Annotated in this window: 11 protein-coding genes; 7 read left to right on the top strand and 4 right to left on the bottom strand. The window is 74.6% G+C overall.

Translation table 11 applies throughout. From position 1 onward, the window contains the following. Nucleotides 1-17 precede the first annotated feature (17 nt). Nucleotides 18-1,052 (bottom strand): DUF4037 domain-containing protein, encoded by a 1,035-nt coding sequence (locus APR03_RS25345; RefSeq protein ID WP_253838586.1) that lies wholly within the window; start codon nt 1,050-1,052, stop codon nt 18-20. Nucleotides 1,053-1,103: 51 nt separating this feature from the next. Continuing rightward, nucleotides 1,104-2,558 carry a BadF/BadG/BcrA/BcrD ATPase family protein gene (locus APR03_RS25340; RefSeq protein WP_308216523.1) on the bottom strand — a complete coding sequence of 485 codons (1,455 nt, stop codon included), beginning with the start codon at nt 2,556-2,558 and terminating at the stop codon, nt 1,104-1,106. A gap of 176 nt (nt 2,559-2,734) precedes the next feature. On the opposite strand from APR03_RS25340, the gene APR03_RS19900 reads away from it, so the two are divergent. After that, a complete protein-coding gene (locus APR03_RS19900; RefSeq protein WP_253838584.1) occupies nt 2,735-3,403 on the top strand; it encodes a UdgX family uracil-DNA binding protein in 669 nt (222 codons plus the stop codon). 41 nt (nt 3,404-3,444) lie between these two features. Here the strand turns inward: APR03_RS19900 and APR03_RS19895 are convergent, their stop codons facing one another. Both APR03_RS19895 and APR03_RS19890 read right to left on the bottom strand, forming a co-directional pair. Then, on the bottom strand, nt 3,445-4,725 hold the full coding sequence (locus APR03_RS19895; protein ID WP_253838582.1) for an ABC transporter permease: 1,281 nt from the start codon (nt 4,723-4,725) through the stop codon (nt 3,445-3,447). Then, nucleotides 4,722-5,417, bottom strand: a complete 696-nt coding sequence (locus APR03_RS19890) for an ABC transporter ATP-binding protein (protein ID WP_372494960.1) — start codon at nt 5,415-5,417, stop codon at nt 4,722-4,724. The genes APR03_RS19895 and APR03_RS19890 overlap by 4 nt, the downstream gene beginning before the upstream one ends. A 195-nt stretch (nt 5,418-5,612) precedes the next feature. On the opposite strand from APR03_RS19890, the gene APR03_RS19885 reads away from it, so the two are divergent. From APR03_RS19885 to APR03_RS19860, 6 genes are all read left to right on the top strand, one after another. Continuing rightward, nucleotides 5,613-6,125 carry a histidine kinase gene (locus APR03_RS19885; protein WP_253838580.1) on the top strand — a complete coding sequence of 171 codons (513 nt, stop codon included), beginning with the start codon at nt 5,613-5,615 and terminating at the stop codon, nt 6,123-6,125. A gap of 84 nt (nt 6,126-6,209) precedes the next feature. Then, nucleotides 6,210-7,052: a DUF4097 family beta strand repeat-containing protein gene (locus APR03_RS19880; RefSeq protein WP_253838578.1), complete on the top strand. Its 843-nt coding sequence runs from the start codon at nt 6,210-6,212 to the stop codon at nt 7,050-7,052. Between the two features lie 43 nt (nt 7,053-7,095). Continuing rightward, entirely contained in the window at nt 7,096-7,917 is an 822-nt protein-coding gene (locus APR03_RS19875) for an ABC transporter ATP-binding protein (protein ID WP_253838576.1), read from the top strand. Continuing rightward, a complete protein-coding gene (locus APR03_RS19870) occupies nt 7,914-8,672 on the top strand; it encodes an ABC transporter permease (RefSeq protein WP_253838574.1) in 759 nt (252 codons plus the stop codon). Before APR03_RS19875 ends, APR03_RS19870 begins: the two co-directional genes overlap by 4 nt. 124 nt (nt 8,673-8,796) lie before the next feature. Beyond that, entirely contained in the window at nt 8,797-10,182 is a 1,386-nt protein-coding gene (locus tag APR03_RS19865; RefSeq protein WP_253838572.1) for an MFS transporter, read from the top strand. After that, nucleotides 10,179-11,831 (top strand): carboxylesterase/lipase family protein, encoded by a 1,653-nt coding sequence (locus tag APR03_RS19860; protein ID WP_253838570.1) that lies wholly within the window; start codon nt 10,179-10,181, stop codon nt 11,829-11,831. Before APR03_RS19865 ends, APR03_RS19860 begins: the two co-directional genes overlap by 4 nt. Nucleotides 11,832-11,897: the final 66 nt, after the last annotated feature.

The raw sequence follows: 11,897 nt of genomic DNA, 5'->3' as shown, positions 1-11,897 counted from the left end.
GTTCCTGCGCGGCCGGATCAGCACGCTGCCGACGCGCCGGTCCGCGCCAGCCGCACGCGCGCCGCCGCGTCGGTGAGGACCGCGACGTCGTCCACCCACTGCTCGACGGCGCCGCGCGGCGGCAGCGCGCGCACCTCCGGGTCGGTGACCGCGGCGCGGAGCACGCCCGGCACGTCGCGCAGGCCCGTGAACGGCCGGTCGTGGAAGGGTTCGGTCGCCCCGCCCTCGAGCGCCGGGAGGCCGAGGTCGCGCTGCCGGTCGTGCAGCGCCTCGCACGCCGCGCCGAGGGCGGCGTCCCGCTCCGGCCACGTCGGCGCCGCGAGCGCCGCGGACAGGTGCCCGCCGGCGGACGGCGCCACGGGCAGCCGGGCGAACAGGGTGCCGGCCCACTTGGGGTAGGGCGGCCAGCGCCGCTCCAGCAGGAACGCGAGCCGGACCAGGCCGGTCGTGAGACGCGCGGCGAGCAGGCGGGAGCCGAGGTCGTCACCGCGCTGTCCGGTGCGCCCGACGAAGGGCAGCTCCTGCTCGACGCGTGCCCACTCGGCGGCGAGCACGTGCAGCCAGAGGTCGTGCGGGTACCAGGCGAGGCGGTCACGCAGGGCGGTGATCTCGCCGGAGGTGTCCTCGAAGACGGGTCCGGCGGTGATCTCGAGCACGGACTGCCCCGTGAGGGACAGCCAGCCGGCGAGGTCGGGTCCGGCGGCGACGTCGAGCCCGGTGCGGGCGCGGACGAGGTCGGCGGGGGCCGCGACCTCGACGCGGTGCCGGACGGCCGGGTCCCAGGTGAGGGGGAACGCCGTCGGCAGGCCCTGGTAGGTCTCCGGGAGCGCGCCGGCCAGGAGCGTGTCGACCTCCCGGACGCGCTCGGCGGGGACCAGCAGCGTCAGGCGCAGCCCCCAGTCGTGGTCGCGGGAGGTCTCGTCGTCCAGCCCGAGCACGTCGGACCCGGTGCCGAGCCGGCCGGCCGCCCGGGGCAGGCCGGGCAGCGCCCGGTCGAGGAGGGGGCGGACGACGTCGCCCCAGTAGGCGCGGGCGAGGTCGATGCCGGTCACCCGCTCAACCTAGGAACGGCGTGCCGCCCGGTCCAGGCCATTTCGCCGGGCTCAGCGCACGTTCGCCGTGACCACGCGCGCCGTGAGGCAGGTCCAGCCGCCCACGTAGACGCGATCGCCGTCGGCGAGCCAGCGGCGTTCCCCGGGCCGCAGGGGCACGGTGGGCAGGTCGTCGCCGCGGGCGGCGACGTAGGTGCCGTTGGCAGACCCCAGGTCGATCACGCTCCAGCCGCCCTCGACCCAGGCGATCTCGCAGTGCCGCCGGGAGACGCCCGTGTCCTCGCACACGATGTCGGGCACGACGCCGCGGCTGCGCGACGCCCTGCCGACCACGAGGCGCTCGCCGGTCAGCGGCACGACGGCGTCGCCCGCGCCGGGCTGCGGCACGCCGTCGGACCGCACCTGGTCGGCGGACCACTCGTGGTCCGAGCGGACCTCGAGCGCCCAGGCCGACGGCGAGCGGTCCTGTGCGGGCAGCGGCCGCACGGCCGGGAGCACCACCTTGGGCATGGTGATCGAGTCGTCCAGCCGGGGTCCGGCGCCGATGCGGACGGCGAGCAGCGGCACGTGCTCCTGGACGACGACGGGGTGGGCGGCGAGCATCCGCGCCAGGTGCAGCGCGCCGTCGAGCGGCATGCCGGCGCTGGGCTGCACACGCACGTCGGCACGCTTCTCGAGGAGGTGCTGGAGCACCATGGAGCGGAACATCGGCGCGTGCGTGAGCAGCTTGCCGGTGGTGACGGCGACGGGCTCGACGCCGGGGTGGCTCAGCACGGCGCACAGCCCGTCGGCCAGGGAGCGGGCCGCCTCGTCGAGGATCTCCCGGCAGGCGAGGTCGCCGCGGCCGGCGGCCTGGATGACCTCGGGCGCGAACCCGGCGAACTGCGACACGTCCGTGACCGACGTCCAGCGCTCCCGGCGTCCGAAGTGCTGCTCGGCGGCCTGCACGAGGGCGGCGGAGGCGCCCATCCGGCGGCCGTCCATCGCGCGTGCGGCGGCGTCGAGGCCGCGCCGTCCGATCCAGGCGCCGCCGCCGTTGTCGCCCACGTGCGGGCCCATCCCGTCGGCCAGGTGCCACCGGCCGACGTCGTCGCACGCCACGGCCACCGCGCCCGTGCCGACGGCGAGCGTGGCGCCCGGTCCCGAGCCGAGCGCGCCCAGGTGGGCGGTGACGGCGTCGCTCGCCACGGCCGTGGCGCTGGTGCGCAGCTCCTCGGCGAGCACGTCGTGCACGTGGTGGGGGTCGAGGGTGCCCGCCTGCGTCTGGGACCGGAACCCGCGCATCCCGACGGCGGCCGCGCTCACGCGCGGGCGCCCGCCGAACTCGGCCGCGAAGCCGCGGCACAGGCCCCGCACCACCTCGGGCACCGTCGAGCGGCCGCCGACGACGCCGGCGGGTGGCCCGGTGACCTCGTACGACCGGCCGCCCGGGGCGGCCGAGACCCGCAGCCGCGACCCGGTGCCCCCGATGTCGACGCCCGCCACCCCGGCTCCCGTACCCGGCACCCCTGCCCCCTGCTGACCCGTCGCTATCGGCACCGGGTCATATTCACCCCGAACACCGGAAACCGCATGCGTGGGCTGTCATACGCCCAGGTCGCGGGACGGGCCGCCCGCTCACGTCGCGAGCACGCGACGGGCGGGCGAGGCTGGGCGGGAGCGCCGACCGGAGGAGGAGTCCCGTGCCACCCACCCGCACGAGCCGCGGCGGACCGGCCCGCCCGGCGCCCGAGCGGCCGGGCGCCCAGCGGTGGGTGCCCGAGCACGCCGACGTCGCCGCGCTCGCCTCCGCGGTGCACGACTGCCGGGGCTGCGAGCTGTGGCGGCCCGCGACCCAGGCCGTCTTCTCGGCGGGCCCGGCCGACGCCACCGTGATGCTGGTGGGCGAGCAGCCCGGCGACCACGAGGACCAGGAGGGTGAGCCGTTCGTCGGACCGGCGGGCCGGGTCCTGGACGACGCGCTGCGCGAGGCCGGGCTCGACGGCGCGTACCTCACCAACGCGGTCAAGCACTTCCGGTTCACCGAGCGCGGCAAGCGGCGCCTGCACCGCACGCCCGACGTCGCCCACGTCCGCGCCTGCCTGCCCTGGCTGACCGCCGAGCTGGCCGTGGTGCGGCCGCGCGTGGTGGTCGCCCTGGGGGCGATCGCCGGCCGTGCCGTGCTGGGCCGGCCCGTGCGGATCGGCGCCGAGCGCGGCCAGGTGCTCGACGCCGCGGACGGCGCGGAGCACCGCGTGGTGCTGACGACGCACCCGTCCGCGGTGCTGCGCCTGCGCGGCACGCCCGACTATGCCGAGGCGTTCGCGGCCCTGGTCGCCGACCTGCGCCTCGCGGCACGCACCGGGCGCTGACCCCGGCGGCCGGGCCGGCCGCCGGGGTCCCGCGCGTCCGCCTACTCGTACCGCAGCGACGAGATCGGGTCCTGCCGTGCCGCGCGCAGCGCGGGCAGCGTGCCGGCGAGGAACGCGATGCCCATGACGCCGAGCACCACCACGGCCACCGTCACCGGCTCGAACGCGATGAGGGTCAGCCCCGGCAGGTCGGGCAGCAGGTTGCCGGAGATGCCGCCCACCACCTGGCCGACACCGATCGCGGCGAGCACGCCCAGCGCGCTGCCCACCAGCCCGATGACGACCGCCTCGATGCTGAACAGGGAGAAGACGCGCGTGCTCGACAGGCCCATGGCCTTCATGAGCCCCACCTCACGGGTGCGCTCCTGGACGGCCATGAACAGCGTGTTGACGATGCCGATGCCGGCCGCGACCAGGGCGATCACCGCGAACCCGTTGAGCACGAGCACGATGGCGTCGATGACGGACGTGAGGGTGCCGAGCTGGTCCTCCAGCGTGCTGGCCGTGTACCCGGCGTCGGCCAGGCGGTCCACGAGCGCCTGCTGGGCCTCCGGGCCGGCGGACGCGTCGAAGGTGACCGACGCCGACGCGTACCGCGCGGCCTGCGCGGCGGGTGCGCCGGTGGTCTGCAGGTCGTACAGCGTGCCGGCCAGGGCGTCGTTCGGGATCGCGCCGCCCATGCTCAGCACGCCGGGCTCGGCCACGCCCACCACCGTCGCCTCGGTCGTCACCTGGGTGCCCGTGCCGTCGGTGACCGCCAGGACGACGGTCCGCCCCACGGCGTCGACCGGGGTGCCGAGGCCGAGCGGCTCGACGTGCCCCTCCGGCAGCACGAGCTCCGGGCCGGGCGCGTCGAGGTCCACCTGGCGGCCCGACGCGAGCTCGGCCCGCATCCCCGGCACGAACTGGGCGACGCCGAGCTGGTACCGGTCCCCTCCGTCGTACTGCACGTAGTCGGTGGTGATGGCCTTGACCGGTTCGACGGCGAGCACGCCGTCGACGCCCGCGACGGTCTCGAGGTCGTCGTCGGTCAGGGCCGTCGTGGTGGCACCGGGCGGGCCGTCGGCCTCGATCTGGTCGGGGTCGTACTCCGCGGGGCCCTCGGTGGGGAACGCGTCGTCCGTCACGGTCACGGTGAGCACGTCGTCGACGCCGACCGAGGCCACCGTGTCGTCGATGTACCGGTTGATGCCGGTGCCCAGCCCGTTGGTCAGCGAGAGCGTGAAGGCGCCGATGAAGATGGCCAGCACCGTCAGGCTGGTGCGCAGGCGCGACCGGAAGGCGTTCCGGAACGCGGTCGCGACGACGTCGACGGCCTTCATGCCGCCACCCCCTCGTGTGCAGCGATCAGGCCGTCACGCATCTGGACGCTGCGGTCGCACCGGGCGGCCAGGTCGTCGTCGTGCGTGACGACGACGAGGCTGATGCCCTGGCTCCGGTTGAGGTCGAACAGGATGTCCTCGACCACCCCGCCGGTTGCGGTGTCCAGGTTGCCCGTCGGCTCGTCCGCGAAGATGACGCGCGGCCGGTTGATCAGTGCCCGGGCGATGACCACGCGCTGCTTCTGCCCGCCGGACAGGTCGTTGGCGCGGTTGTCCGCCTTGTCGTCGAGCTCGAGCTGGGCCAGGGCCGCCAGGCCCCGGGACGTGCGCTCGCGGCGCGGCACCCCGGCGATCTTGAGCGGGAGCGTGACGTTGTCCAGCACGCTCGCCTGCGCGTTGAGGAAGAACTGCTGGAAGACGAACCCGAAGGTGCTGTTGCGCGTCCGGTTCAGCTGCCGCGCGGAGAGCCGGGCGGTGTCGGTGCCGTCGAGGGTGATGGTGCCGGAGGTGGGCCGGTCGAGCAGGGCGAGCAGGTGCATGAGCGTCGACTTGCCGGAGCCGCTCTTGCCGGTGATCGCCACGGACTCACCCTCGGCGATGTCGAGGTCCAGGCCGCGGAGCGCCTCGAAGGCGCCCGGTCCGGACCCGTAGGTCTTGTGCAGGGTGCTCGCGGAGAGCAGTGGGGATGCCACGTCGGGGCCTCTCTCGTGCTGGGTGTGGGGTCTTTCGGGTACGGCTCCACCCTGCGCGGCCGCCGTCCGGGCCGGATCAGCCTGGCGATGACTCCCGAGTACCCCGCTGGTACGACAGACCCCCGACACCACCTGACATCACGTGCGACGTCACACCCCTTGCCATGACACCACGCATGGTGTCATGATGGCGTCATGGACCTCACGAGACATGTCGACGAGCTGCAGCGCCAGCTCTCCGTCGCGGCCGCCGCCGGCGGGGACGAGGCGCGCGAGCTCGCCGCCCGCCTGACCGCCCCGCTCGACGCCGCCGCCCGGCTCGTGCTGCTCGACGCCCTGTCGACCGCGGCCGGCGAGATCTCCGCGGAGCTCGCACCCGGATCGGTCGACGTGCGGCTGCGCGGCGGGACGCCCGAGTTCGTCGTCACGGCACCCGCGCCCACCCCGGCGGCGGCCCCGGCCGCCGCGCCCGCCGTACCGGCCCCCGGACAGCCCGCCGACGCGGAGGGCGGCGCCACCACGCGCACCACCCTGCGTCTGCCCGACCACCTCAAGGCCCGCGCCGAGGACGCGGCCGCACGCGACGGCGTCTCGGTCAACACGTGGCTCGTGCGGGCGGTCGCCGCCGCGCTCGAGCAGCCCGCGGGCCGTCCGGACCAGCAGGAGGGCCGGCCGGGGACCACCCGCCTCACGGGCTGGGTGCGCTGACACCCACCCCGACACCAGACGTGACACCACTCCTGACATCACTCCCGCACCCGCAGCACCCCGCCCCCACCACCTGGAGCCGTCATGCCCACCTTCCCCGCCCCCGCCCCCGTGCCCGTCGTCGTGGACGTGCCCTTCGGCGGCCTGCGCGTCACCGCGAGCGAGCGCGACGACGTCGTCGTCACCGTCACGCCCGCCGACCCGGCGAAGTCCGGCGCCGTGCGCGCCGCCGAGGAGACCCGCGTGACCCGCGACGGCGACGCCGTCACGATCGTGTACCCGAACTCCTGGAAGCAGTACGTGCTGCCGTTCTCCGCCGGCGGGGCGATCGTCACCATCGAGCTGCCCACCGGCTCCGACCTGCGCGGCAAGGCCGGGTCGCTGTTCGCCGAGGGCCGCCTCGGCGCCGTCGACCTCACCCTGAACGGCGGCGACGCCCGGCTCGACGAGGCGGAGCGGCTCGACCTCACCGTCTCGGCGGGGTCCGTCGTGGTCGGCCGGGCCACCGGGCCCACGCACGTCAAGGCGAGCGCCGGCGGCGTGCGGATCACCGAGCTCGCCGGCGAGGGCACGGTCCGCGCGAGCAACGGCCCCACGGTCGTGGACGCCGTGACGGGCACGCTCGAGATCGTCGGCGCGCACGCCGAGATCGCGGTGCGCCGCGTGCACGGCACGCTCACGGCACGCTCGGCGCACGCCGGCATCCGCGTCGAGCGCGTCGACTCGGGCAGCGTCACCGCCACGACGTCCTACGGATCCATCGAGATCAACGTGCCCGAGGGCACGGCCGCCTGGCTCGACGTCAGCTCGGAGCACGGCAGCGTCCGCAACGACCTCACCCCCACCGAGGGCCCCGTCGAGAACGAGGCCACCGCCGAGATCCACGCCGGCACCGGATGGGGCGACGTGATCATCCGCCGCCCCTGAACCTCTAACCCGCCCCCGAGAGACCAGAGAGAAGAGACGAACCATGAGCCAGCTCACCGAACCCGGGCCCGCGATCCGGGTCCGCGACCTGCGCAAGACCTACCACCAGAAGCAGGGCGGCGACCTGCCCGTGCTGCGCGGTGTCGACCTCGAGGTCGCCCGCGGCAGCATCGTCGCCCTCCTCGGCTCCAACGGCGCCGGGAAGACCACGATGGTGCGCATCCTGTCCACGCTGCTCGCGGCCGACGGCGGCACGGCGCACGTCAACGGCTTCAACGTCGCCGCGCGGGCCGCCGACGTGCGCGAGTCGATCAGCCTCACCGGCCAGTTCGCCGCCGTCGACGAGGTGCTCACGGGTCGGGAGAACCTGGTGCTCGTGGCCAGGCTGCGGCACGTGCCGGACCCCGCCGGGACGGCCACCGACCTCCTGGCCCGGTTCTCCCTGACCGAGGCAGGCGACCGCCGGGCCGGGACGTACTCGGGCGGCATGCGTCGCCGCCTCGACATCGCGATGAGCCTGATCGGCGACCCGCAGGTCGTCTTCCTCGACGAGCCGACCACGGGCCTGGACCCCCAGGCCCGCATCGACGTCTGGCGCACGGTCCGGACGCTCGCCGAGAACGGCACCACGGTGCTGCTGACCACGCAGTACCTGGACGAGGCCGAACAGCTCGCCGACCGGATCGCGATCCTCCACGAGGGCCGCATCGTCGTCGACGGCACGCTGGCCGAGCTCAAGGCCCTCCTGCCGCCCGCGAAGGTCGAGTACGTCGAGAAGCAGCCGTCCCTGGAGGACGTCTTCCTCGCCCTCGTCGGCGGCGCCACTCCTACCGCCACCCCTACCACCACGAAGGAAGAGCGATGAGCAACCTCCTCGGCGACACCGCCGTCCTGACCGGCCGGTCCCTGACCCACATCGGCCGCAGCCCCGACACCATCGTCACCACGGCGGTGACGCCGGTCGCCCTCATGCTGCTGTTCGTCTACGTCTTCGGCGGCGCCATCCGGACCGGCACCGAGAGCTACGTGAACTACCTGCTGCCCGGGATCCTGCTGATCACCGTGGCCTCGGGCGTCGCCTACACCGCCTACCGGCTCTTCCTCGACCTGCAGGGCGGCATCCTCGAGCGGTTCCGCTCGATGCCGATCGCCCGGTCGGCCGTGCTCTGGGCGCACGTGCTGACCTCGCTGGTCGCGAACCTGACCTCGGTCGCCGTGGTCGTGCTGGTGGCCCTGGCCATGGGCTTCCGCTCGGGCGCGGGCGTGCTCGCCTGGCTCGCGGTGGCCGGCATCATCGCCCTGTTCACCCTGGCCCTGACGTGGCTCGCCGTGCTCGCCGGCCTGTCGGCGAAGACGGTGGACGGCGCGAGCGCGTTCTCCTACCCGCTCATCTTCCTGCCGTTCATCAGCTCGGCGTTCGTGCCCACCGGCACGATGCCCGGCCCGGTGCGCTGGTTCGCCGAGAACCAGCCCGTGACCTCCATCGTGAACACGGTCCGAGCCCTGCTCGCCGAGCAGCCGGTCGGCACCGACATCTGGGTGGCGCTCGCCTGGTGCGCGGGCATCCTGGCCGTCGGCTACGCGGTGGCGACGGCGGCCTACCGGCGCCGGGTCTCCTGAGCTCGATCGGGCCTGGCAGACCCTTGCCAGACCGGGGTGTCCTGTGCCACATTCAGTGACACTGCGTGCCGCATCCTCGCTGCTGAGACGGCACGGCGTGCCACTCAACGACGAGAGGACCCCCATGAACCAGCCGCAGGCCACGGCTCGCGACGCGCTGCACGCCGTCGCGAGCCGCAAGGCCGTCGTCCGACTCCTTCCGCTGCTCTGCCTCGCCTACTTCATGGCCTTCGTGGACCGCACGAACGTGGGTCTCGCCAAGTCCTCGCTGGAGACCGACGTCGGCATCGGCGCCGCCGCGTACGGCCTGGGCGCGGGCATCTTCTTCCTCAGCTACGCGCTGCTGGAGGTGCCGAGCAACCTGATCATGCACCGGGTGGGGCCGCGGGCCTGGATCACCCGCATCGCGCTCACGTGGGGCGCCCTGACCACCGCGATGATGTTCGTGCAGGGCGAGGCCAGCTTCTACGTGGTGCGGTTCCTGCTCGGCGCCGCCGAGGCGGGCCTCTTCCCCGCCCTGATGTACATCATCACGGTCTGGTTCGCGCAGTCGCAGCGCGCCACGATGGTGGGCCTGCTGTACCTCGCCGTGTGCGCGGGCCTCACCCTCGGCGGGCCGCTCGGCGGAGCGCTCATGGAGCTGGCGGGCACCAGCGGCCTGCACGGCTGGCAGTGGATGTTCCTCATCGAGGGCGGCTTCACGATCCTGGTCGGGTTCGCCGTCTGGCGGTGGCTGCCCGACAAGCCGTCCGACGCCCGCTGGCTCACCCCGGACGAGGCCGCGGTGCTCGAGGAGCGCGCGGCGACGCAGGGCGCACCGGCCCACACGACGCTGCGCGGCAACGTCCGGGTCGCCTTCGGCCGCCCCTTCATCCTGGCCCTCGCCCTGGTCTATCTCGCCAACCAGGTGGCGTCGGTGGCCATCCAGTACAACTTCCCCTCGATCGTCGAGAGCATCGACATCAGCCGCCCGTTCCTCGTCGGCCTGGTCAGCGGGAGCGTCGGCATCGGCGCGCTGCTCGGCGTGCTGGTCATCCCCGCGGTGCAGCGCCGCGTGCGGGACGAGGTGCGCGTGATCATCGGGTGCTCGATCGGCACGGCCGTCACGTCGGTCGCCTACGTGCTGGCCTCCGCCCCGGTGCTGCGCATCTCGCTCATCGTGCTGGCCATGTTCTTCCTCATCGGCGTGCTGCCGATCTACTGGTCGGTCGCGACGGCCCGGATGTCCGGCCTGATGGCCGCGGCCGGGCTGGCCTTCATCAACACGATCGGCCTGCTCGGCGGGTTCCTCGGCCCGTACCTGTACGGGTGGGCCGAGGGCACGTGGGGCGCGGGCACCTCGGCGTGGATCGTGCTGGTCGGCTTCTCCGCGCTCGGCGTGCTCCTGGTCCCCGTGCTGCACGTGACGGTACGCGCCGAGGACCGCGCGACCGACGCCGGACCCGCCGCCGAATCCGCCACCCACCCCGCCGCCGACCCGTCCCTGCCCGTGACCGGGGCCGACCGATGAGGCGCCGCCGCCTGGTGGTCGCGCTCGCCACCGCGCTGGCCCTGGCCGCGGGCCTCGCCGCCCCGGCCGCGACGGCGACCCCCGCCCCGGCGGGTCGCTCGGGGCACCCGGGCACGGTGCTGCGGCACACCTCCCTCGGCCCGGTGCTCGGCATCGACGACCGCCGCGGGTCGGGCACCCACAGCTGGCTCGGCATCCCGTACGCCGAGCCGCCCGTCGGCGACCTGCGGTGGAAGCCGCCCGTGACCCACCACCGCTGGCACGGCGTGCGGCCCGCCCGCGCGTACGGCGAGGGCTGCGCCCAGCCGGGCCGGTTCTTCAGCCCGTCGCCCGACGGGCCGCACTACGACCTGGAGGTGCGCGACGGCCTGCGGCAGCCCGTGGGCCAGGAGGACTGCCTCACGCTCAACGTCTTCCGGCCGGCGACGGCCCGGCGGAACCTGCCGGTGGTCGTCTTCGTGCACGGCGGCAGCAACGTCGTCGGCTACTCGGCCGACCCCATGTACGACGGCCGCACGCTGGCCCACGAGGCCGACGCCGTGGTCGTCACCGTGAACTACCGCCTCGGGCTGTTCGGCTGGCTGGCGCCCGGCCGGACCACCGGCGACCCGGAGACGGACTCGGGCAACTACGGCACGCTCGACCAGATCGAGGCGCTGCGGTTCGTCCAGGCGAACGCCCGGGCGTTCGGCGGCGACCCGGGCAACGTGACCCTGATGGGTGAGTCCGCGGGCGCGGTGAACGTCTGGGCGCTGCTGGTGGCCGAGCAGGCCCGGGGCCTGTTCCACAAGGCCGTGCCGATGAGCGGCGGCCTCAGCACGACGACGGCGGACGCCGCCCGCGCCTACGCCGACCAGCTCGCGGACGCCGCCGCGCAGGAGGCCGGGCTGGACGGCCCGGCGGCGGGCGCGGCCCTGCTGCGCCAGATGTCCGCCGACGACCTGGTGCGGCTCGCGCTGCGCCACGGCCTGGACGGCACCCCGGCCGTGATCGCCGACGGAGCGGTGCTGCCACGGGACCCGTACGCGGTGCTGGCGGCGGGCGCGGCGCGGGACGTGCCCGTGCTGGCGGGCAACACGCTCGAGGAGGGCAAGCTGTTCGGCGGGCTCGTGGGCGCGCACCGGCCGGGCGACCGAGACCGGTTCACCATGCAGTACGAGTTCGACCCGGACCGCCCCTCGCCGTGGACGGCGCGGGACTTCCTCGTCGACGCGTACCTGCCCGTCGACGGCCCGGGCGGGTGGGACGAGGCCTCGGACGCGCTGACCGACCTGGTGTTCACCGGGATCGCGCGTGACTCGATGAACGCCGTGCAGAGCTCGGGGAACGACCGCGTCTGGTACTACCAGTTCGCGTGGGACAACCAGCCGCCGCCGTTCGACGACGTGTACGGCGCGGTGCACGCGATGGACCTGCCGTTCGTCTTCGGCACGTTCGGGCGCACGGTGTTCTCCTACGCGTTCAGCCGGCAGAACGCGCCGGGCCGGCTCGAGCTGTCCGGGCTGATGATCGGCAGCCTGCGGCAGTTCGTCCGCACGGGCAGCCCGCAGACGCACCGGATCGGCGTCCGCTGGCCGCAGTGGCCGGCGAGCGTGGTGCTCGACGCCGACGACCGGCGCGCCCGGGTGTCGGTGGGGTCCTTCTCCTGACCCGGGACGGCGGTGGCCCGAACGCACCACGGGCCCGGGCCGCCGCCGTCCTCCTAGACTGTGGTG

The organism is Promicromonospora thailandica, from assembly GCF_024171955.1.
GTDB classification, from domain to species: domain Bacteria; phylum Actinomycetota; class Actinomycetes; order Actinomycetales; family Cellulomonadaceae; genus Promicromonospora; species Promicromonospora thailandica.
The sequence above is the reverse complement of the archived record's forward strand: the minus strand, read 5'-3'. Positions and strand labels throughout refer to the sequence as shown.

Coding starts and splice junctions, on each gene's coding strand:
- APR03_RS19895 (WP_253838582.1), bottom strand. CDS start 4,725: ATGAAGGCCGTCGACGTCGTCGCGACCGCGTTCCGGAACGCCTTCCGG.
- APR03_RS19885 (WP_253838580.1), top strand. CDS start 5,613: ATGGACCTCACGAGACATGTCGACGAGCTGCAGCGCCAGCTCTCCGTC.
- APR03_RS19880 (WP_253838578.1), top strand. CDS start 6,210: ATGCCCACCTTCCCCGCCCCCGCCCCCGTGCCCGTCGTCGTGGACGTG.
- APR03_RS19875 (WP_253838576.1), top strand. CDS start 7,096: ATGAGCCAGCTCACCGAACCCGGGCCCGCGATCCGGGTCCGCGACCTG.
- APR03_RS19870 (WP_253838574.1), top strand. CDS start 7,914: ATGAGCAACCTCCTCGGCGACACCGCCGTCCTGACCGGCCGGTCCCTG.
- APR03_RS19865 (WP_253838572.1), top strand. CDS start 8,797: ATGAACCAGCCGCAGGCCACGGCTCGCGACGCGCTGCACGCCGTCGCG.
- APR03_RS19860 (WP_253838570.1), top strand. CDS start 10,179: ATGAGGCGCCGCCGCCTGGTGGTCGCGCTCGCCACCGCGCTGGCCCTG.